We start from the raw sequence: 21,488 nt of genomic DNA, 5'->3' as shown, positions 1-21,488 counted from the left end.
CTTCCGGTCGTCTTCGGAGACACCGAGGTGGGCATCGGCCCCCTGATCTCGCCCGGTGTGAGCCCGTGCTGGCACTGCGTGGAACTCCATCGACGCGATCTCGACCCGGCCAGGGTCGCCATCGCCGCACAACTGCTCCACCGTCGTGCGACAATCGAGCAGCCCCTCGTCGCCTGGGAGATCGCAGCGCTCGTCACCCGCATCCTGGTGCGCGCACTCGGCCGCGAGCGAGCCGTGAACCGCGCACCGATCTGTTCGATGAGCGAACCGGTCGCGGATCTTGGCCGCATCAGCAGGCACTTCGTGGTGGCGACAGGGGCTGCTACGACGCGTCCGGTCGTCTTCCATCCGGAGTGCGGATGTCAAGCTCTGCCAGGAACCGTGACGGCCTTCGCACCTCCCGCCGCCCCGCCGAGGATTCGGCATACGACAGCTGCAGCGCGCGTTTCGCCCGTGTGATGCCGACATAGAGCAGCCGCCGCTCCTCGTCCTGCTGCGGCCGGGTGGTGGCGTAACTGATCGGCAGCAGGCCTTCACTCAACCCGACCAGAAACACGGTGTCCCACTCCATGCCTTTCGCGGAATGCAGCGTGGCGAGGGTGACGGCCGAAAGATCGGGAGCATGGTGCGCGGCCTGTCGCTGCAGCAGGTCATCGGTGAAGTCGCGGAATGTCGTGCCCGCCGGAACGAGGTCGACCAGCCCCATCAACGCGTTGAGCAATTCCCAACGGTCACGGACCGCGCCGGCAGTCTCTGGCGGGTGCTGGCTCCAACCCAGCGAACGCAACACATCGCTGACCGACTTGAACAGGGGCTCACCCACGATAGACACCGATGCGGCACGCAGGGCCATCACGGCCTGGCGCACCTCGGGGTGATCGAAGAATCTCGTCGAACCCGACAACTGTACGGGCACGCCGAGGTCGGCCAGTGCTGTTTCCAGCACGGCCGACTGCACATTGATGCGGTAGAGCACCGCAATCTGCTTCGGTTGCACCCCACTGTCGATCGTCGCCTTGATCGCCTGCGCCACGGCGCGCGCCTCCAGAACGTCGCTGGGATATGCCGCACGAACCACCGCGGCACTCGGCTCCGTCACCCGGGCAGCCGCCGGCCGCAACTCGAGCGATCCCGCCCGCCCGCGCATCAACGCGTTCGCGGTCTGGATGATCTCGGTCGTCGACCGATAGTTCTGCTCCAACCGCACCACCTGGGCGTCGGTGTACTTCTGCTCGAACTCAAGCAGGTACGTCGCCGTGGCCCCGGCGAACGAATACACGGTCTGGCTGGCATCGCCGACCACGCAGAGGTCCCGACGGTCACCGAGCCAGGCCTGCAACAACTCGTACTGAAGCGGTGAGACGTCCTGGTATTCGTCCACGACGAAGAACCGGTACTGCTCCCTCACCTGGAGTGCCACCCGGGGCTCCGCCTCGATCATGCCGGCCGTGGCGAGGAGGATGTCCTCGAAGTCGATCAGTCGACGCTCGTCCTTGATGTCTTCGTAGGCCTGTTGCAATGCCACCGCCTGGTCGACGCTGAGATTGCCCGGCACCGGCCGGGACTCCAGGGCCTTTGCGTACTGTTCGATGCCCAGCCGGGAAACCTTGCGCCATTCCACCTCGGCCGCGAACTCGCGCAACGAACCAGTGGTGACGGGTACCCGGATCATTTCGGCCGCGTGCCCGAGCAGGCGCCCCTTCGACTCGACGATCTTCGGCATGTTGCCGCCGACGACCTGAGGCCAGAAATAGCTCAGCTGGCTGAGCGCCGCGGCGTGGAACGTGCGGGCCGCGACATTCGGTGCCCCGAGCATTCGCAGACGGCTGCGCAATTCTGTGGCGGCCTTGGCCGTGAAGGTCAATGCCATCACGCGGCTCGGCGCGTACACCCCGCTGGCCACGCCGTATGCGATGCGATGGGTGATCGCCCGCGTCTTTCCGGTGCCGGCCCCGGCGAGGATGCACACCGGTCCGAGCACCGCTTCGGCCGCCACCCGTTGTTGGTCGTCGAGACCGGCCAGCAGCGATTCGGGTGAATCATTCGTCATCGAGCGGGCCGCCGTACCACTGTTCGATGATCGCCCGGGCGATCGACATCCGCCCCGGAAGCACGAGGTGCGGTAGGGCGTTTCTCAACTCGTCTCGACTGAACCAGCGCAGGTCAAGGATCTCGTCACCGTCAGGCACGAGCTCACGAGCGTCTTGATCGGGGGCGAGTCTCGCCTCGAACCCACACATCAGTGATGCGGGAAAGGGCCACGGTTGGGAGCCGAGATAGACGGGGTCGACAACGCGTAACCCCGACTCCTCCTCCATCTCCCGAATGACCGCCGACTCCAGCGACTCCCCCGGTTCGACGAATCCTGCCAGCAGCGAGAACCGGTTGGCTGCCCAGAGTGCGTTCGAGCCGAGCAGGATGCGGCCCTCATCATCGAGAATCCGTACGATCACGGCGGGGTCGGTGCGCGGGAAGACTTCCGAATTGTCTGCGGGTGATCGACGCACCCAGCCGCCCTGCTCCACCCGCGTCTCGTCACCGGAGCGGGGTGAGTAACGGCTGGATTCGTGCCAATTGCCGACGGCGACCGCTTGGGTGAACAGGGCCAGGTCAACATCGGCCAGATCTTCGCCGACGGTCAAAAGCGGGTGCCACCTGGTCTCGTCGGGCTCTTCGGCCAGCGCCGTTGCATCGTCGAGGAGAACGGCGAACACGGCAGCCCGGGCGTCGACGGTTTTGGACGCGCGCAACGTCAGGCCGAGGTAGATCCGGTGTGGCCAGCGAACCCATCGGGAGGCAGCGACCAAACCGATGTACTGATCCTGTACCAACAGTGTGCGCCCCCGCCAGAGCAGAAGCACTCGCGCATCGGGGCCGCTCATCAACTCACGCAGACGCTCGGGCGACGGCCTCGAACGATGATCGCGGTCAACGACATCCTCAAAACGCTGGTGCCGGGTCAGTTCGATTCGAGACATACGACCAATCTGCGCGGGGAAGGACTCTAGAGGCGTGGCGAATGCCCCCGGAAACACGGAACCGACCTAACCTAGAAGGCATGGCCAGATCCCATCTCACTCTAGCGGCGTTGGCCGCTTCTGCCGTGGCCGGTCTCACGATCACCCACGCCCGCCCGTTCTCCACCGGTGAGCAGGGAGACTACGACTCCGCGGTGCTCACCGAAAAAGGCGGCGGCCTGCTTCTGGTGCGGGTGCCGAACGGCGAGACAGCCGAAGCTGAACAGGCCGCCGAGGTTGCCGCGCTCGCACTGCTCAGCCACGGGGTTCGCAGTCGGCTCCCGTTCGACGTTCCGACTGTGGTGGGTGAATTGCGCACCAAGGCCGCCCGCGCGATCGTCTATGAATTTCTGCCCGGCCGCAGCATCGCCCCCGGCCAGGTTCCGCCGGCCGGGCCGGTCGCGGTCTCGATCGGCCGCACGGTGGCCGCGATCCACGCGCTGCCCACTTCGGTGATCGTGAACTCCGCGTTTCCCTCGCTCAGCACCGAACAATGCCAACAATCCACTGCCGCGCTCGTCGAGCAGGCGGCCGGCAGCGGATTGTTGCCCGCGACCATTCGCACCCGGTGGGAGGGGGCGATGGCAGACACGGGAATGTGGCAGTTCTCCCCGGCGCTCATTCACGGGTCAATGACCAGTTCGTCCTTTCTCACCGACGGGGAGTCGGTGACAGCCGTGCTCGGCTGGGCCTCTCTGCGAGTCGGCGACCCTGCCAGGGACCTGCATTGGCTCTCGAGTCTTCACCCCGAAGCCCAGGACTCGGTGTTCGATGCCTACGCGATGGCCCGGTCGTCTTCGACCGATCAGAAGATCAGGCAACGCGCGACACTGTATTCGGAGCTGGAGGTGGCCCGCTGGTTGCTGCACGGGCTGGAGCAGCGAGATACTGTGGTCGTCGACGACGCCGTTCAGATGCTCGACCGGATGGTCGACAGCGTGCGCGATGATGCGATGAACCCGTTGACCGATGCGACCGGCCCGATCATGGCGGTCGCCGACGTCGAGGCGATGCTGGAGACCTTACCCGGCGACGACCTGAACTCGACCTACACCGGGCTCCCTCCGGTCACAGACGACCAGAGTGAGCGGAGTTCCGACTCGGAATAGAGCCGCTTGGGTCTGACCACGGTGTCGACCGACACATAGTAGAAGACCGCGTCGACCTGCGCCGGGTCGACTCCGTGGGCGTGAGCGAATGCGAGGCGATACAGCGCGAGCTGCAACTGCCTGGATTCCAGGTCGGCCTCGTCGTTCGGGGCCTTACCGGTTTTCCAGTCAACCACTTGGTACCGTTCGAGGCCGTCGTCGCCGGATGGTTGCACATAGACAGCGTCGATCTTGCAGATGACCACCCGGTCCCCGAACGGAAGGTGGATCTCCTCCTCCACGTATTCCGGGATGCGCTGGCCCCATTCAGAAGCCTCGAAGACGGTTTGCAGCCGCGCCAGTTCTTCGGTATCGATGCCGGCGTCAAGCCATTGGTCGTCGAGTTCCATCTCGGAGGCGTCGATCAGGTCGCCGGTGGCAGTGCCCCGGGCGGCGCCGATCGTGCGCTGCTCCACCCAGCTGTGAAAGAGGGTTCCCAGCCGTGTCTGTCGGTAGGGGCGCACCGGCATCGGGCGACGCAACGATGCGACCACTTCGTTCGGGGTGTACACGAAATCCTTGAATCGGGAAGCCGGGATCCTCGTGGGCAGCTCGATCTGGTGTGCGGTACGCCTCCTGGCGACGCGTTCGGCCAGCAGCAGATCAATATCACGCTCCCAGCGGGACGAACCGGCGGTGTTGACCGCGGTACTGCCTGATTCGGCACCGCCGGATTCGGCACCGCCGGATTCGGCACCGCCGAATTCAGCACGGCCCGATTCAGCACGGCCCGATTCAGCACGGCCGGCTTCGGCGACCGCGATGGCTGCTGCCTGCACCGCGCCGCGGCGCTCACCCAGCGGGTCGAGCGGCCACGGCTCGACGCGGCCGTTGTCGGCCAGCGGGTTGTCCTCGTGTTCGCTTGACTCGGGCAGTGCCGGAAGAACCCCCGCCTCGACCAATTCGGCCAGGAACGGGCTCGGGGGCCTCGGTTTGGTCTGTCCCGACCAGAACGATCCGCTCATGAACAGGGCGGAACGCGCGCGAGTGACCGCGACGTAGGCCAGGCGACGTTCCTCGGCCTGATGACGCTCGGCCAATTCGGCCTTGAACCGTTTCTGCTCGTCGTTGAACTGACTCTGCGCTGCGAGCCCGCGCCAGCCGAGCTGGGGAAGCTCCGCGCCGTCGCCGCGGAATTCGAAAGGCAGGGTACCGAAACGCAACCAGCCGGCGCCCTCCCTCGACGAACCCGGCATTTCTCCGACCACCATTCGTGGCACGGCCACGGCATCCCATTCCAGCCCTTTCGCCCCATGGATCGTCAACAGTTGTACGGTGCCGGCCTCGGGCTCCTCGGTGCGCGGCGCCATCGAGTCCTGTCGCTCAGCCCGTTTCAGCCAGGACAGAAAGCTACCGATCGTGCCCAGGTCGTCAGCCGCGAGAAACGAGCTGATCTCGTCGTGGAACGCGTGCAGGTTCCCGTGGCCGACCGTCTGGGTCTCGTTGGCGACCACCTCGATATCGAGCAGCAGTTCCTGTTCGATCAGGCGCGCCAGGTCGAGAAGTCCGAGGTCGCGTGAGCGTAACGAGGCGAACAGGCGCCCGGCGTCGCGCAGCCGGGCGAGGCCCGGCTCGCTGAACCCCGCCATCTGGGAATGTGTCGGCGGCGCGCTGGCGATGAAGTCGAGTGCATCGATGGTGGATCGCCCGTCGCTCAAGGCCACTGACTCCCGCATGCGTTGCTTCACCTCGTCACTCAACGCGGCCATTCTCCAGTCACGCGAGTGCAGCCATCCCGCCAGATCGGCCAGCGCCTTCAGATCATGCACGCCGAGCCGCCACCGACCGCCGGCCAAGAGGCGCACGAGCGCGTCTCCGGCATACGGGTCGTGCAGAACCCGCAACGTGCTCACAACATCAACGACTTCTGGGGTGCTGAGCAAACCGCCGAGCCCGAGGATGTGATGGGGAACACCGCGTTCGGCCAGTGCCCTGGCAAACAGTTCCATGTGCCGTCGGGCACGGAACAGGATCGCCGCCGACCGGCCGGAGTTGATGGAGCCAGGGGTGCGGCGATCGATGTCGAGCACATCAGCCAACCACTCGGCGACGCCGGTCGCCTCAGCCTGAATCGTTTCGGCCATCAGCGCGGTCACGGCGCCTTCACCCGCGGCGGGGCTGGCCGCCAGCGGCAGAACCGGTGTGCGCGCAACCTTACGCAGCGGGTCCACCAGAATGTTGGCTGCATCGAGCACGGTGCGATCGTTTCGCCAACTGACCGACAGGGCGAACCGTCCCGTGGAGTGCGAGGCGCCGGAGAAATCGTTCGGAAACCGGCTGAGGTTCGCTTCGCTGGCGCCGCGCCAGCCGTAGATCGACTGGTGTGGGTCGCCCACGGCCATCACACCGTGCCCGGCGAACAGAGTGCTCAGCAAACGTGTCTGCACAACTGACGTGTCCTGATACTCGTCGAGAAGAACGACCTTGTACCGGCTTCGGTACCCCGCGACCACCGTCGGTACCTTACGGCAGACGGCGAGCGCCAGCGCGACCTGGTCGGAGTATTCCACCAGGCCCTGACGCTTCTTCTCCTCGGCATAGCGCATGGCCAGTTCGGTCAGCACGGGCAACGCCTGAACATGGCCGACCGCCTCGGTGACCGACGCGTACGGCGTCGCCTTGGCCCGGCCCTCGGTGTACGGGAGGTTGGCCAGGTAACCGAAATCGTTGGCCAGTTCGCGGATCTCGTCCGGGCCGGCATCGCTTTCGCTCAGTTCTCGGCTGAGGGCGAGCACGGCGTCGGTCACCTGGTCGACCGTCTTCTGGAAGGGGACCAAACGGTGATCACCGTGCTCGATGACCACGCGCCGGGCGAGCCGCCAGCTCGACGCCTCGTTCAACAGCACCGATTCGGGCTCCCGCCCCACCAGAAGCGCGTTGTCATGGAAGATGCCGTTCGCGAAGGCGTTGTAGGTCGACACGGTGGGCTGCTCGAAAGACCCGACGTCGGTGGGCCCTGCCGCAGCATCGCCGGAAGCGCTTGGTGCTCCCAGCAGCCCCGCCTCACGGAGCTGCTGGATTCTGCGGTTGATGCGCAGGGCGAGCTCCCCCGCCGCTTTACGGGTGAAGGTGAGCCCCAACACCTCGGCGACGTCGATTCGATTGTTGGCCAGCAGCCAAAGCACCCTGTTGGCCATGGTCTCGGTCTTGCCGCTGCCCGCCCCGGCAACGACCAGTGCCGGGCTGAGGGGTGCTTCGATGACGGCCTGCTGCTGCTCGGTCGGCTCGGGCTGGCCAAGCGCCCTGGCGAGTTGCACCGCAGAGATGCTCACGCGCTCACCGCCTTGATGATCTGCACCCGGCAGTCACCGAACGAATACGGGTCGACGCAGTGCGATGTGACGTTTGCTACGAAGATGGCTCCGGCCATGCCCGTGGCGTCTTCGACCACGCGGTTGCGGAACGCGGCCAACTGTTCGTCGTCGAACGGCAGCTGTCCGGGGTCGTAGTAGTTCTTCTTCTGGGTTCCGGCTGAGATGATCACCAGCTTGGCGCCGCCCGAGGCGAGGTCGCCGGTCACCTCGGCGAGTGCACCGTCGGCGAAGGCGAGTTGGTAGGCGCCGAGCTGTGAATGCTTGGCCACCGCAGCATCCGATGTGGGCTCGTTCTTTCCGGTCTTCAGATCGACGATCACTGCGGTACCGTTCGGGTATGCCTCGACGCGGTCGATCGATCCGCTCAATTGCACCGTGCCCTGCTCAAGCGGTATCGGCAGCTTGAAACGCAACTCGGCCCCCAACAGTGTGGCCCCGGCCGCCTGGGCGTCGCGCAGATACGAGGCCAGTCGCCCGGTCATCTCGCGCGCCCTGGCCCGGGCGACCTCAGACTCCCACGAGGCATCGAACGCCAGCTCGCCCCAGCGCCCGTCGACAGAGTCCCACAACGCGTCAGCGCTCGTGGGCTCCTCGCCCTCGGCCGCGTGTTCCATGGCCGAGTGGATGACCGTGCCGAGCCCCTGGGCCACCCCCGACGCCCCGGGGGCGATCTGGCCGAGCAGCCAGTGCAGCGGGCACTTCTCGTATGCGTCCATTCTCGACGGTGACACCCAGACGGTGGCGTCCGGGGCTTCCAGGTCGACCAACGGACGCTCGACACTGATCGGGGCGAGGCCGTACCACTGGTGCGGGTCGGCCCCGGGCACGTTCTCGGCCGCCAACCGTGCCAATGCCCGCGCGGCATCGGCATCACGGTTGCGAGTGAGATCGCGGCGCAGCCGGCCGACGAGCCCACGCAGAGAAAGCGGATAGCCGCCGACGGCGCTCTCGTCGGGTGGTGGCAGCAGGCGAAAGAACGGGGACGGCACGCTGTCCTCGTCGGCCACTGCGGTGATGAAGACCTCTGACCGGGCCCGAGACGCAGCCTGGGCGAACATGCGCAATTCATCGTGGAGCACTGCGGTTCGCGCCTCGGAAGGGTCATCCTCGATTGCTCCCTCGTGCGGTGCGGGGCCGCCAGAGGCCAGATCGGCCAGCAGTTGGGCGCCGAGCAGAGAGCCGCGCACCCGAAGGTCGGGCCACACGCCCTCCTGCACCCGGGCGATCACCACCACGTCGAACTCCTCACCGATCACTCCCGCGGGGGTGCTGACCGTGATCGCCTGCCCGGCGGCACGCGGCGCCAGGGAGTCTTCGGGCACGTCGGCGTCAGCGAGCTGATCCAAGAACTGGGAGGGCGGGAAGTCGGGGGTGCGTTCGACGAAGCGCCTGGCTGATGAGAACAGCGCAACGACAGCGTCGAGGTTGCGGTTGGCCTCATCGGCGATGATGCCCTGCCCCAACGCCTGCTCGTACCAGGGCATGGCCAGGCCACTGCGTTCCCAGAGCCCCCAGAGGAGCTCTTCGATGCTCGCACCGCTTCTCGCAGCTTCACCCGCCGCGTGGAGATTGGACCGCAGGCGTTCGGCCCGCCTGGCGACGGCCGTGTCGATGGCCGCGAGCGAGCCGGGCAGTGAGATGGCTTCGACCAGCAGTTCGTCGGCGCCGCGACGGCCGTCTGATTCGAGCTCCTGGTGACGCAGTGCCGCTTTCAAACGACGCAGCCCGACGGGGTCGAGCCCGCCGAGTGGCCCGGTCAGCAACGCGATGACGGCCTCCGCATCGACGTGGGTGCGCCCCAGCGCGATGTCGAGTGCCGAGGTCATCGCCCGCACCGCCGAGTGATCGCGCAGGGCTGTTTGCGGGCTCTTCTCACGGGTGGGCACTTCGAGTGCGGCCAGCCCGCGCACGAGCGACGGGACTGTGGCGCCACTTCGAACGATCACGGCCATTCTGCGCCATGGCACGCCGCCGAAGATGTGGCGCTCGCGCAACCGCCTGGCGATGATCGCGATCTCATCCTCGGGGCTGGTTGCGTGGGCGCAGCTGAGGGGGATCCGATCAATGTCGCCGGCTCGCGTTTCGCCGGCCTGAACCTCGGGGCCCGAGCCGGCCGCCGCCGCACTCACGACCCGACGATGGCCGAACGCCCCGGCGGTTCCGATGTGTCCGACGATCTTCTGGTGCAATTCACCGAGCTCTTTTCCGCGTCGGTGATCAGTCGTCAGGCTCATCGTTGTCACGGCCGGCCCGACTCCGCGGGCGTCGGCCAGATATCGGCCGAGCCGGCTCAGGGTGTCGGGACGCGCACCTCGGAAGGTACCGCAGGTCAGATCGGGGTCACCGAAAGCGATCACGGCGGCACCACGGGCGTGCAGCGCCCGCACCAGGGTCATCGTGGACTGGGTCGACTCCTGTGCGTCATCGAGTACCACGAGCCTGATCCCGGCCAATGGCGACGTGGCCAGGGCACCCGCCTCGGCCGTCGGCCAATCGTTCAGGATCCACGTGGCCTGGCGCACCAGTTCGGCGGAATCGAAATGGCGGTCGCGAAAACTCGCCTTCACCTCGTCATAGACCTGAATGAACTCTGCGGCGGCCGACCACTGGGGCTGATGCGCCTGTCGGGCGAGTTCCGCGAGTTCGGTCGTGCTCAGCCCATATTCGACGCAGCGGGCCATCAGGTCACGCAATTGCGTGCGAAAGCCGCGCAGCCCGCGCACATCGGCATCCAGCGGTTCTGGCCAGTCGGGCCCGGTCCCGGATTCCAGGTCGCCGCGGATCAGGTCGGCGATGATCTGGTCTTGTTCGCCCCCGGTCAGCAGCGTGGGCGGCTCGAGCCCCCGGATCGCGGCATCCTCCTGAACGATTTGAAATGCCACCGAGTTCGCGGTGCGCGCGACAGGGCCGCCGGTGGGGATACCGAGCCGCAGCGCGATCCGATCACGCAATCTGGTGGCCGAGGTGCGCGTCGCGGCCAGCACCAGCACCCGGTCAGGGGACCAGCCGCGCAGCTCGACGCGCTCGGCGACCAACTCGACGATGGTGTGCGTCTTGCCGGTTCCCGGGCCACCAAGCACCGCGGCCGTTTCGTCGTCGTCGAGCGCGAGAACGGCACGCTGCGAGTCATCGAGCCCTGTGGGCTCCGCATCGACGAGCACCTGTGCGCCTGCGAAGGCGGACGGAGCCGTGTCAGCCTGCGCGCCCGGACCATGACCGGTTTCGATGATTGGTGAATCTTCCACGGCACCACGCTATCGGCTGCCTGGGACATTCCTCCTCTGGCCCAGATCTGCTCCAGAGGATCGATCCACGAAGCGAAGACGTCTGCGACTGCCAGAGAACTACCGTAACCTGTCTATGGCAGTGTTCGGCGGGGTGTTCCCCCGCATTCGTGAAAGGCAGACCACGTGGAAATCCGTATCGGCGTCCTCAACACGACGCGCGAGCTCACGTTCGAATCCGAGGACAAGGCGACCGAGGTCGAGGAGACCATCGCCGCCGCATTAGCCGGCACGACCGGTTATGTCCGGCTGACCGACAGCAAGGGTGCCGTCTATATCGTGCCCACCGCCACGATCGCCTACGTCGAGCTCGGCAGCGAAGAGACCCGCCGCGTCGGATTCTTCGCGTAGCCGATCATGGAACTTCTCTTCGTCTGCCTCGCCGGCGCCGTGTACGGAGCGATTGGCCGCTACGCGATGCCGGGGCGTGAACTGCACGGCAGCATGTTGATTCCCGCCATCGGCACCGGGGCGGCCGCCCTGATCTGGGTCGCCCTCACCTGGCTGGGCATGCCCTGGGCCGGTGGCTGGATCTGGACCATCACCCTGATCCTCACGCCGTTGGTTGTGGTCGTGTCCAACCTGGTGATCGTGCACCGCCGCCGTGAAGACGACGCCCTCATGCTGGACACACTCAGCCGAGCCGTCTGAGAATCAGGCGGTGAGCCCGAGCGCATCCATCCGCCGGGTGTGCGCCGCAATCAACTCGGTGAACACCGGCTCGATCCGAGACTCGTCGGATTTTCTGTCGCCGGTCACGTGTAACGCCGACCGTGCCATCAGCAATGTGTCTCCGACCAGCCGCCTGCCCCACATCGCGAGCCGGGACGCCAGTCGCGGGTCGTGGGCGATGGCGCGCTGGAGAATCTCAATGATCACGTCGTCGCGGCTGTCTGCCCCCAACAGGGCCGCGGCACGTGGCCCCACATCCCCCGGCAACCCGCCGCTCAACCGTAGGAAGAAGTCATCCAGCAGGCCCATGGTCAGATAGATACTCGTCAGCCGCTCGGCCCAATCCTTGCCGCGGGTCAGTTTCTCGAACTCGTCGATGGCGTCGGTGAACGGCCCCATCACCTCAGCCGGGTCTTCACCCGCCCGACGGATCTCCGCCACGAAACCCTGCTGCTTGGTCAATACGGTGCCAGCGGTCTCGCTGAGCATGGCCTTCTCGTTAAGGTCGGCCGCAGCCGATATCAGACGAGACAGCGACTCGAACACCACCAGTTGCAGGTAGGCCACCTGGCCGAGGTACGGCAGCAGCGCGGGCGTCAGATCGGTCAGTTCGACCCTGTCGACCTCGACCGAATCGCCGCGCGCACGAAGGCGGGGCAACGGTGACAACGGCCGGCGCTTACTCATCTTGGGTACCACGATGCAAGCTTAGAGGTTCGCCGTGCATGGTGGCCGATTCGGTCCGTTCGGCCGGTTCGGGCCCGCCCGCCACCCGAGTCTGAAGGCGTGATGGCCCGGAACACACCCGAATTACAGACAATTGACGGCCCGCGCCCCTAGACTTGACCTGTCCCGGCGCTGGATCGGGATCATACGCCTGTGATGATGACGCAAAATTTGAGGCGTATCCCCTCTTTTATTCTGCACTTCATCTCTGCAACGAACAGGCTAATCACAGTGACTTTCTCTGATCTCAACATCGACCAGGACATGGTCGACGCGCTCGCTTCCAAGGGCATTATCGAACCATTCCCCATCCAGACCCAGACCATCCCGATGGCGCTCGGCGGTCAGGATGTCATCGGCCAGGCCAAGACCGGAACAGGCAAGACCTTCGGATTCGGCCTTCCTCTGATCCAGCGTCTGGGTCCCGACCCCGCCCCCGGGGTGCAGGCCCTGATCGTGGTACCCACGCGTGAACTGTGCGTGCAGGTCGCCGAAGACCTGGCACTCGCCGCGTCCAACCGCAGCACTCGCGTGGCGGCCATCTACGGCGGCAAGGCCTACGAGGGCCAGATCGAGGAATTGAAGGCCGGTGCGCAGATCGTCGTCGGCACCCCGGGCCGCCTGCTCGACCTCATGAGCCAGCGCATACTCTCCTTTGCAAACGTGAAGGAGATGGTTCTGGACGAAGCCGACCGCATGCTCGACCTCGGATTTCTGCCCGACGTCGAGAAGCTGTTCGCCCAGACCCCGGCGAACCGACACACCATGCTCTTCTCGGCGACCATGCCGGGGCCGATCGTGGCCCTCGCCCGCCGATTCATGATCAGGCCGATCCACATTCGCGCCACTGACCCCGACGAGGGCCTCACCCAGGCCAACATCAAGCACCTGGTCTACCGCGCCCACAACCTCGACAAGGATGAGATCATCGCTCGCATCCTGCAGGCGGAGGGCCGCGGCAAGACCTTGATCTTCACCCGCACCAAACGTTCGGCTGCGAAGATCGTCGAAGAGCTGAACGATCGTGGCTTCAACGCGGCGGCAGTCCACGGCGACCTGAACCAGGAGCAACGCGAACGGGCGATGGCCGCCTTCAAAGCGGGCAAGAAAGACGTGTTGATCGCCACCGACGTGGCGGCCCGTGGCATCGACGTGGCCGATGTCACCCATGTGATCAACCACACCATCCCCGAAGACGACAAGGCCTACCTGCACCGTGTCGGTCGCACCGGCCGCGCCGGTAAAACCGGTATCGCGGTGACCTTCGTCGACTGGGACGACCTGCACAAGTGGTCGCTGATCAACCGCGCCCTCGAGTTCGGGCAGCCGGAGCCGACCGAGACCTACTCGTCGTCACCGCACCTGTACACCGACCTGGACATCCCTGAGGGGATCAAGGGTCGCCTGAAGCCGGCCGTTGTCAAGGCCTCTGACGGCCGCACTCCCCGTGACCGCGCCCCCAGGGACGGGCACACCCCCAGAGACGGCCAGCGGCCACCGCGTTCACGCACCCGTCGCGCCCCGGCCCAGGGCTCGGATGCCGCGGTGAAAGCCGATGCACCCGCCCAGGCGGCGGGAACCCACGACGGGCACGGCCCACAGCACCACGACGGCCAGCGCACGCCGCGCAAGCGCACCCGCAACCGCACCCGCAGGCAGGCACCGACCGCGTAAGCAATCGGGCTGACCGCGCCATTCAGTCGGGGTAGACCGGTTCCGAGCCGGTGGCCTGCTCGATGATGCGCGCCAGCGCATCCGGTGCCGTGGTGCACTCCCCCAGTCGGTTCACCTTGCCGGTTCCGTGGTAGTCGCTGGAACCCGTGACGATCAGGTCGTGCTCCACGGCAAGTTCGCGCAACCGCGCCATGCCGCTCGGCTCGTTCTCCGGGTGGTCGATCTCCAGCCCGGCCAACCCGGCGTCGACCAGCTCCGCGAGTCGCTGCTCGTCGATCACATGCTCGATGCCGCGAGTGGCTGGGTGGGCCAGAACCGGCACTCCGCCGGCCGCCCTGATGAGCCGGGCCCCGGTCACCGGGTCTGGTGCGTAGTGTGGCTCGTAATAGCCGTGCCGAAAATTCAGGATGCCTGCGAACGCATCCTTCCGAGATGTTGCGTGGCCCCGCGCCACCAGTGCGTCGGCGATATGGGGCCGACCGAGCGTCGTACCGACGGCGGATTGGGCGACCACATCATCCCAGGTGAAGTCATAGTCGCGGCCGATCCGAGACACCATGCTTTCGGCGCGGGTGCGCCGAGCCTCACGGATGCGTTGAAGTTCTTCGACGAGCTCCACGTTCTCAGGGTCGAACAGATACGCCAGCATGTGCACGCTGGTACCGCCGACCTTCGTGCTGAGCTCCATGCCGGGTATGAGGGTGATTCGTTCCTGGCGCGCTGCCTCGGCCGCCTCGGCCCAGCCCTTGCTGGAGTCGTGGTCGGTGAGGGCGACGGTCCCCAACCCGGCTTGCTGCGCAGCCCGCACCAGTTCTTCTGGCGTCTGGGTGCCGTCAGAGATGCTGCTGTGGGTGTGCAGATCGATGGGTACGGCGAAACGCTGAACGACTGACATGATGTAATGCTAGTTGCGATGCTAAATCGAATCCTCCAAACCGTTGCCGGCGTAGCCGTCGCGTTCGCCCTGCTCGCGCTCGCGTGGCCGCAGATTTTCAGCGCCCAACGCACGGTCATCGTTGCGCAGGCGGTGTCGTTTCGCGGCCTGTCGGCGCTTGTGGCCGTGGCGGGCGTCGTCGTGCTGCTCGTGGTCTCCCTGTTTCTCCCGCGCCTCAGGCGGTTCATAGCGACACTCGCAGTGATGCTCGCGGTGTTCGCCCTGGTCAACGTTGTGACCGTGGCCGGCCGCGGCCTCGGCTCGACGCCGACGGGTTTCGGCTCGACCGTTCGAGTGCTCAGCTGGAACACGGGCGGCGCGGTCAGTGCGGAGCAGATCGCCGACCTGGCACTCGATTACAATGCGTCGATAATCGCACTTCCAGAGACGTCAGCGGCGACCGCGCGGAAGGTTGCCGCGTTGATGGCAACCGCCGGAAACCCGATGAGTGAGCTGACCCGGGAGGCGTATTCGGGTGACCCCGCCATGGCGACGTCGTTGTTGACCAGCGTTTTGATGGGTGAGTACACGCTGGAAACCGGCCGCGGCAACACCAACGCAGTGCCGAGCGTGGTGGCGACCCCGGTCAACCCCGCGGGCCCGACCATTGTGGCGGTGCACGCGATCGGCCCGATCCTGGGTGAAATGGCCAACTGGCGCGCCGACCTGTCCTGGCTCAAGAACCAGTGCCGCCGCGGAAATGTGATCCTCGCCGGCGATTTCAACGCGACCATCGACCACATGCATTCTCTCGGTGCGGCGACCCTCGGCAATTGCACAAGCGCCGGGCAACTCACCGGTTCTGAGGCCGTCGGAACCTGGCCCACCGCACTTCCCCCGGCCCTCGGCACTCCCATCGATCACATCATGTTCTCCCCCGACTGGCATCCGACCGGCATGCGCGTGGTGTCCGACCTCGACGCGGCGGGAAGCGACCATCGGCCCGTCCTGGTCTGGCTCGCACCCGTCGAAAAGGCGGTCGCCCCTCCCGAGGAATGACGCTCGGGTCGGAGACCCACACCGCTTGAGCCATTCGCCTGTTGGCCGCACCCATCGATCTCCCCGCCGACGGATGGGAGAATGGGGTTATGACCGACATTGCAACAAACACTGACACTGACCCCGCAACCGAAACCGTCGCGAAGAAGAATTCCGCTGTCCGGGGTCTGAAAGATTCGAACACCAACCGTTCGACCACTCCCGGCTCGGACGCATTCAAGAACTACATCGGCAGCCGCTGGGCCCCGGCAGACGATTCGCTGCCGCCTGCGCGGGAGCAGGCCGCCTGGGCGGCCTCGCGTCGCGAGCACATCTCCCGGCTCCACCCCGGCAAACGACTGGTGGTTCCCGCTGGCAGCCCGAAGCAGCGCTCCAACGACACCGACTACCCGTTCCGCGCCCATTCGGCTTTCACTCACCTCACCGGTTGGGGATCAGACACGGTTCCCGGCTCCGTACTGGTTTTTGAACCGCATGCCGACGGCTCGGGGCACGAGGTGACGCTGTACCTGCGCGAGAGCGCAGGGCGCGACTCCGACGAGTTCTACGCGAACCCGGCAATCGGCGAGTTCTGGACCGGCGCGCGCCCCTCCCTGACCCAGGTCAGTGCCGACCTCGATATTGCCACCGCCGCACTCGCCGAGTTCGAACGGGTGCTCGCCGTCACGGGCAATGACACGCTGATACTTCGGGAGGCCGATCCGGCCATCGCCGACCAGGTGGACTCTGCGCGCATCCGACACACGGCCGAAGCAGCGCTCGGCGGCACCGCAGGCGACTCCGCATTCAGCCTGGAATTCGGCGGAACCCACGAACCCGACACCCGGTTCGCCACTGCACTCTCCGAACTGCGCCTCGTGAAAGACGCGTGGGAGATCGAGCAGATGCGTCAGGCCGTCGAGGCAACCGGCCGAGGTTTCGAAGACGTCATTCGTGACCTGCCCCGCATCAGTGCCCATAGCCGCGGCGAGCGATTGGTGGAGGGCGTTTTCTACACCAGGGCACGTGCCGATGGAAACGCGGTCGGCTACGACACCATCGCGGCAGCCGGGCCGAATGCGTGCGTGCTGCACTGGACCCGCAATGACGGGCCGGTTTCGCACGGCGACCTGATTCTGATCGACGCCGGGGTGGAACTCGACAGCTACTACACCGCCGACATCACCCGCACGCTGCCGATCTCGGGCCGGTTCTCCGACGTGCAGCGGATGATCTACGAGGCGGTGCGTGAAGCCGCAGACGCCGCCTTCCAGATCGTGCGCCCAGGGATCATCTTTCGCGATGTGCATGCCACCGCCATGGAGGTCATCGCCAGGCGCACCGCCGAATGGGGGCTGTTACCGGTGACCGCAGACGAGTCGCTCCTGCCCGAGAATCAGCACCACAGGCGCTACATGGTGCACGGCACCAGCCACCATCTGGGCCTTGATGTGCACGACTGCGCACAGGCCAGGCGCGACATGTACCTGGATGGTGTGGTCGAGGAGGGCATGGTGTTCACCATCGAACCCGGCCTGTACTTCCAACCGGATGACCTCACCGTACCGGCGGAGTTCCGGGGCATCGGCGTGCGCATCGAAGACGACGTCCTGGTCACCGCCGACGGCGCCGAAAACCTGTCGGCGCACATCCCACGCACCGCTGACGACGTGGAAGAATGGATCGCTCGCCTGGCCGTCTGACGGACATGGGCTGAGAATCTGCCGAACCGGCCAGACTCTCGGCCCGCTCCGCCGCTGCGCACCGGCCGCCGCGGATCGGCCACCGCGGAAAGAGAGCCCGTGCAGGCCATCCCGGGCGACGATCTGCAGCGCGGGCGTCCGGCACGGCTCAGCGGATGGCGGGCCGGCTCAGATCCGCTCGCCGTACTGGGGCGGTGGCAGCGGGTCAGACGGCGAATGAGCGGGGTCCTGCTTGGTGGGCCCAGGCTCATCTGGCGAACCCTCCGCGCCGGGAGCTTCGTCGCCGTCTCCGGCGGGCGCGGTGCCACCGGTGCCGGCAGTCGGGTGAACGGCCGCCGAGGCTCGGGCCGGGGAGTGCCGCATTCCGATGTGCTCGAGCGCGTTGCGCGCCGTGCTCGCCGACTCCGCACTGACGATGATCTGGTAGTTGGCGGCGATCACCTGCATCACCGAGGTGAAGTCGCGGCGACGCCGATTCATCAGGTACGAGATGATGCCGAAGAGCATGCCGAACCCCGCGCCGATCAGCAGGGCCGCGGCAACGAGGCCGTAGTCAGGGGTGGGCGAGAAGATCAGCATCAGCAGGCCGAAGAACAGGCCGAGCCAGGCACCGGAGGCTGCACCCGCCACGGAGGCACGACCGTAGTTGAGCTTGCCGGTGACCCGTTCGACGCTTTTCAGGTCGTTTCCGATGATCGACAATTCCTTTACCGGGAAGTTTGCCTTGGCGAGCGCGTCGACCGCTTTCTGGGCGTCGTCATACGTTTCATACGTGGCCAGGACCTCTCCGCGCGGAATGCTCGGGAATGCGACGCGTCGTCGACCGAAAACACTGGGATTGCTCACGCCTTCATTGTTCCACGCCTCAGTCGAGCATTGGCTGGGCGAATGCCAAATTCCGCTGAGAGCATCATCCACGTCGGGGGGTCTCGCGATTCGTTCCATCCGGCCGGGCGGTAAGTTGGTACCTGTGAGCGCCACGAGAGTCTTCGTCGCCCGGTTGGCCGGCTGCACCGTCTTCGATCCCGCCGGCGACCGGGTCGGCCGTGTGCGCGACGTGCTCGTGGTCTACCGTCGGTCGGAACCCCCGCGGGTCGTCGGTCTGATCGTTGAGATTCCCGGCAAGCGTCGGGTGTTCCTGCCGATCGGACGCGTCACGTCGATCGCAGGCGGGCAGGTGATCACCACCGGGCTGATCAACGTGCGCCGTTTCCAGCAGCGCGGTGGTGAGGTACGGGTGATTGCCGAACTGCTCAGCCGGGTGATGGTCTTCAACGACGGCTCCGGTGAGGGCACCATCGAGGATGTGGCCATCGAATCGCCCGGGCACGGCAACTGGGCCATCAGCCAACTCTTCGTCAGGCGCCCGAGAACCGGGCCGTTCACCAAGGGTGCAACCGTGTTCGCCTCGTGGAACGACATGCACGAGCGCACGGGGGCCGGCACCCAGGGTGCCGAGCACCTCATCGCGACGTACGCCGACCTCAAACCCGCCGACCTCGCCACCACTCTTCTCGACCTGCCCACCCAGCGCATGCTCGACGTCATCGACGAGCTCCCAGACGCCCGTCTGGCGGATGTTCTCGAGGAGATGCCCGAAACGACCCAGGTGAGCGTACTCGGCCACATCCAGGATGTGCGCGCTGCCGATGTGCTCGACCAGATGCAGCCCGACGACGCCGCCGACCTGATCGGCCAGTTGAGTCTGGAGCGCCGCGAAGCGCTGCTCACCCTGATGGAACCGGATGAGGCCGAGGACGTGCGCATGCTGCTGACCTACCCGGCTGAGTCAGCCGGCGGTCTGATGACCACCGAGCCGGTCATCCTCTCCGCGGACGCGACCGTCGCCGAGGCACTCGCCCTCATCCGGCGACAGGACCTCGCGCCTGCGCTGGCCGCTGCCGTTTGCGTGACCCTGCCGCCCTACGAGCCGCCAACCGGGCACTACCTCGGAATCGTGCACTTCCAACGCATGCTCCGCTACGCCCCGCACGAGCGCCTGGGCACTCTGCTCGATACCACTCTCGAGCCCGTGCACGCACGAACCTCCGCGGCCGAAGTGTCCCGCATCCTTGCCAGCTACAACCTGGTTCAGGTACCGGTCGTCGATGACAGCGGCCACTTGGTCGGGGTCGTCACCATCGACGACGTGCTCGACTACCTGCTGCCTGACGACTGGCGCAGCCACGATGAGCCCGGAGGTGCCTATGTTGTGGGCACATAGGTCTGATGGTCGCCTGGACGCCCCCAAGGGTCTTCGCCAGGGGATGCTCCCGCGGCCGAAACAGTCGACCGATCGCTTCGGCCGGGTGACCGAGGCGATCGCCCGCGGCATGGGAACGCCCTGGTTCATGCTCGGCCTGACCCTGTTCGTCGCCTGCTGGATCCTCTGGAACACCCTCGCGCCGGACGCGTGGCGATTCGACTCCTTTGCGCTCGGCTTCATCGCGCTGACGTTGATGCTCTCCCTCCAGGCGTCCTATGCGGCACCGATGATCCTGCTCGCGCAGAACCGGCAGGACGACCGCGACCGGGTGCAGATCGAACAGGATCGCATCCGCGCCGAACGCAATCTGGCCGATACCGAGTATCTCGCCCGGGAACTCGCCGCACTGCGCCTGGCCATGACAGATATGGCCAGCAGGGAGTTCATCCGAGCGGAAATGCGCGCGCTGCTCGAGGAACTCGATGCTCGAGACCAGACGCAGGGGCCGGAGGTCGCATCGTGACCGAGCACCACACCACCGGCAGTATCAAGGGCGCAGAAGGCACTGAGGGCACTGAGGGCACTGAGGGCACTGAGGGCGACGGTGCGGTGGGACCGTACGCTTACCTGGTGCCGCGAATCCGTGGGGCACTGGCGCAGGTGATCGACCCCGAGCTTCGCAAGCCGATAACCCAGTTGAACATGGTCGCTGCGATCGAGGTCGACGACAACGGTGCTGCGACGGTGACCATCCGGCTGACGATCGCCGGCTGCCCCGCAGCCCAGTCGATCACCGCTGACACCCAGCAGGCCATCGAGCGCGTGCACGGCGTCACGGCGGCAACGGTCGTCGTGACCGTGATGACCCCGGATGAGCGACGAGCCCTGACCGCGAAACTGCGGGGAACCCGAGCCGACCGCGAGACGCAATTCGGCCCAGAGACGCTCACCCGCATCTACACGGTGACCAGCGGCAAGGGCGGAGTCGGCAAGTCAACCCTGACAGCGAACCTTGGCGTCGCACTCGTCGAGCGCGGACTGTCGGTCGGCATCATCGACGCCGACGTCTACGGCTTCTCGATCCCGGGCCTGCTCGGCCTGGTCACGAACAACGCCGATGGAAGCCAGAGCGTGGCACGACCGACCCGTGTGGACGAGATGATGTTGCCACCGGTCGCACACGGGGTCAAGGTGATCTCGATCGGAATGTTCGTCGATCCCGATTCCTCCGGTGGGCAGCGCGCAGCGGTGGCTTGGCGCGGCCCGATGCTGCATCGCACGATCACACAGTTTCTCACCGAGGTCTATTTCGGTGACCTCGATGTTCTGCTGCTCGACCTGCCGCCGGGAACCGGTGATGTCGCGATCTCCGTCGGCCAGCTGCTGCCGCACGCCGAGGCTCTCGTGGTGACCACACCACAACCGGCCGCCGCCGATGTGGCCGAGCGCAGTGGTCTGGTCGCTCGCCAGACCGGGCAGGAGGTGTACGGCGTGATCGAGAACATGTCGGGTCTGACGCAGCCAGACGGAACGATTCTGGAACTGTTCGGCTCGGGAGGCGGCGACGACGTCGCCCGGCGTCTGGGTGTGCCGCTGGTGGCACGGGTGCCGCTGAGCATGGGCCTGCGCGAAGGAGGAGACTCCGGGCTGCCTATAGTGCTCTCCGACCCGTCAGACCCGGCCAGCGCGGTGATCAGTCAGCTGGCCGACGAATTGGCCGGGCGCGGCCGCGGCCTGGCCGGACGCAGTCTGAACGTCAGCGTGCACTGATCCGGGCACAGGCCAGGGCAGGCTCAGAGCCGTCTCTCGGGTTTCAGCCTCGAAGCAGGGCC

General features: G+C 66.3%; 16 protein-coding genes. 9 read left to right on the top strand and 7 right to left on the bottom strand.

What is annotated here, in order from left to right:
• Nucleotides 1–322: 322 nt before the first annotated feature.
• Both DL891_RS05020 and nudC read right to left on the bottom strand, forming a co-directional pair.
• Entirely contained in the window at nucleotides 323–2,050 is a 1,728-nt protein-coding gene (locus DL891_RS05020; RefSeq protein WP_111719319.1) for an ATP-dependent helicase, read from the bottom strand.
• Nucleotides 2,040–2,978, bottom strand: a complete 939-nt coding sequence (gene nudC, locus DL891_RS05015) for an NAD(+) diphosphatase (protein ID WP_111719318.1) — start codon at nucleotides 2,976–2,978, stop codon at nucleotides 2,040–2,042. Before nudC ends, DL891_RS05020 begins: the two co-directional genes overlap by 11 nt.
• An 80-nt stretch (nucleotides 2,979–3,058) precedes the next feature.
• On the opposite strand from nudC, the gene DL891_RS05010 reads away from it, so the two are divergent.
• Nucleotides 3,059–4,126, top strand: coding sequence for a phosphotransferase (locus tag DL891_RS05010; RefSeq protein WP_111719317.1), 1,068 nt, complete (start codon nucleotides 3,059–3,061; stop codon nucleotides 4,124–4,126).
• Here the strand turns inward: DL891_RS05010 and DL891_RS05005 are convergent.
• Together DL891_RS05005 and DL891_RS05000 are read right to left on the bottom strand one after the other, a co-directional pair.
• Complete coding sequence (locus DL891_RS05005; protein WP_232819008.1) at nucleotides 4,066–7,437, bottom strand: ATP-dependent DNA helicase; 3,372 nt, start codon at nucleotides 7,435–7,437, stop codon at nucleotides 4,066–4,068. The two genes, DL891_RS05010 and DL891_RS05005, sit on opposite strands and share 61 nt — an antisense overlap.
• Nucleotides 7,434–10,724, bottom strand: a complete 3,291-nt coding sequence (locus DL891_RS05000; RefSeq protein ID WP_232819007.1) for an ATP-dependent DNA helicase — start codon at nucleotides 10,722–10,724, stop codon at nucleotides 7,434–7,436. Before DL891_RS05000 ends, DL891_RS05005 begins: the two co-directional genes overlap by 4 nt.
• A 165-nt stretch (nucleotides 10,725–10,889) precedes the next feature.
• On the opposite strand from DL891_RS05000, the gene DL891_RS04995 reads away from it, so the two are divergent.
• Complete coding sequence (locus DL891_RS04995; protein WP_111719315.1) at nucleotides 10,890–11,114, top strand: DUF3107 domain-containing protein; 225 nt, start codon at nucleotides 10,890–10,892, stop codon at nucleotides 11,112–11,114.
• Nucleotides 11,115–11,120: 6 nt separating this feature from the next.
• Nucleotides 11,121–11,414 (top strand): hypothetical protein, encoded by a 294-nt coding sequence (locus DL891_RS04990; RefSeq protein ID WP_111719314.1) that lies wholly within the window; start codon nucleotides 11,121–11,123, stop codon nucleotides 11,412–11,414.
• Between the two features lie 3 nt (nucleotides 11,415–11,417).
• Here DL891_RS04990 and DL891_RS04985 read toward each other — a convergent pair whose 3' ends face one another.
• Nucleotides 11,418–12,134, bottom strand: a complete 717-nt coding sequence (locus DL891_RS04985; RefSeq protein ID WP_232819006.1) for a ferritin-like fold-containing protein — start codon at nucleotides 12,132–12,134, stop codon at nucleotides 11,418–11,420.
• Nucleotides 12,135–12,392: 258 nt separating this feature from the next.
• On the opposite strand from DL891_RS04985, the gene DL891_RS04980 reads away from it, so the two are divergent.
• On the top strand, nucleotides 12,393–13,835 hold the full coding sequence (locus DL891_RS04980; protein ID WP_111719312.1) for a DEAD/DEAH box helicase: 1,443 nt from the start codon (nucleotides 12,393–12,395) through the stop codon (nucleotides 13,833–13,835).
• A gap of 22 nt (nucleotides 13,836–13,857) precedes the next feature.
• On the opposite strand, the gene DL891_RS04975 is transcribed toward DL891_RS04980, so the two are convergent.
• Complete coding sequence (locus tag DL891_RS04975; RefSeq protein WP_111719311.1) at nucleotides 13,858–14,730, bottom strand: PHP domain-containing protein; 873 nt, start codon at nucleotides 14,728–14,730, stop codon at nucleotides 13,858–13,860.
• 18 nt (nucleotides 14,731–14,748) lie between these two features.
• Here DL891_RS04975 and DL891_RS04970 point away from each other — a divergent pair, with 18 nt between their 5' ends.
• Nucleotides 14,749–15,768 carry an endonuclease/exonuclease/phosphatase family protein gene (locus DL891_RS04970; protein ID WP_111719310.1) on the top strand — a complete coding sequence of 340 codons (1,020 nt, stop codon included), beginning with the start codon at nucleotides 14,749–14,751 and terminating at the stop codon, nucleotides 15,766–15,768.
• 89 nt (nucleotides 15,769–15,857) lie between these two features.
• Nucleotides 15,858–17,450 (top strand): aminopeptidase P family protein, encoded by a 1,593-nt coding sequence (locus DL891_RS04965; protein WP_111719309.1) that lies wholly within the window; start codon nucleotides 15,858–15,860, stop codon nucleotides 17,448–17,450.
• 168 nt (nucleotides 17,451–17,618) lie between these two features.
• On the opposite strand, the gene DL891_RS17275 is transcribed toward DL891_RS04965, so the two are convergent.
• Nucleotides 17,619–18,296 (bottom strand): general stress protein, encoded by a 678-nt coding sequence (locus DL891_RS17275; RefSeq protein WP_198668772.1) that lies wholly within the window; start codon nucleotides 18,294–18,296, stop codon nucleotides 17,619–17,621.
• Between the two features lie 124 nt (nucleotides 18,297–18,420).
• On the opposite strand from DL891_RS17275, the gene DL891_RS04955 reads away from it, so the two are divergent.
• The 3 genes from DL891_RS04955 to DL891_RS04945 all read left to right on the top strand — a co-directional run bounded on the left by DL891_RS04955 (nucleotide 18,421) and on the right by DL891_RS04945 (nucleotide 21,426).
• Nucleotides 18,421–19,674, top strand: a complete 1,254-nt coding sequence (locus DL891_RS04955) for a CBS domain-containing protein (RefSeq protein ID WP_111719308.1) — start codon at nucleotides 18,421–18,423, stop codon at nucleotides 19,672–19,674.
• A complete protein-coding gene (locus DL891_RS04950) occupies nucleotides 19,658–20,179 on the top strand; it encodes a DUF1003 domain-containing protein (RefSeq protein WP_111719307.1) in 522 nt (173 codons plus the stop codon). Before DL891_RS04955 ends, DL891_RS04950 begins: the two co-directional genes overlap by 17 nt.
• Before the next feature lie 116 nt (nucleotides 20,180–20,295).
• Complete coding sequence (locus DL891_RS04945) at nucleotides 20,296–21,426, top strand: Mrp/NBP35 family ATP-binding protein (protein WP_111719386.1); 1,131 nt, start codon at nucleotides 20,296–20,298, stop codon at nucleotides 21,424–21,426.
• The last annotated feature ends 62 nt before the right edge of the window (nucleotides 21,427–21,488 follow it).

It is taken from the genome of Homoserinimonas sp. OAct 916 (genome assembly GCF_003260275.1).
Taxonomy (GTDB): Bacteria; Actinomycetota; Actinomycetes; order Actinomycetales; family Microbacteriaceae; genus OACT-916.
The sequence above is the reverse complement of the archived record's forward strand: the minus strand, read 5'-3'. Positions and strand labels throughout refer to the sequence as shown.

What these genes read in the sequence shown, in the direction of transcription:
- DL891_RS04990 (WP_111719314.1), top strand. Translation starts at nt 11,121, where the DNA reads ATGGAACTTCTCTTCGTCTGCCTCGCCGGCGCCGTGTACGGAGCGATT.
- DL891_RS04950 (WP_111719307.1), top strand. Translation starts at nt 19,658, where the DNA reads ATGTTGTGGGCACATAGGTCTGATGGTCGCCTGGACGCCCCCAAGGGT.
- DL891_RS04970 (WP_111719310.1), top strand. Translation starts at nt 14,749, where the DNA reads ATGCTAAATCGAATCCTCCAAACCGTTGCCGGCGTAGCCGTCGCGTTC.
- DL891_RS04965 (WP_111719309.1), top strand. Translation starts at nt 15,858, where the DNA reads ATGACCGACATTGCAACAAACACTGACACTGACCCCGCAACCGAAACC.
- DL891_RS04975 (WP_111719311.1), bottom strand. Translation starts at nt 14,730, where the DNA reads ATGTCAGTCGTTCAGCGTTTCGCCGTACCCATCGATCTGCACACCCAC.
- DL891_RS05020 (WP_111719319.1), bottom strand. Translation starts at nt 2,050, where the DNA reads ATGACGAATGATTCACCCGAATCGCTGCTGGCCGGTCTCGACGACCAA.
- DL891_RS05010 (WP_111719317.1), top strand. Translation starts at nt 3,059, where the DNA reads ATGGCCAGATCCCATCTCACTCTAGCGGCGTTGGCCGCTTCTGCCGTG.
- nudC (WP_111719318.1), bottom strand. Translation starts at nt 2,978, where the DNA reads ATGTCTCGAATCGAACTGACCCGGCACCAGCGTTTTGAGGATGTCGTT.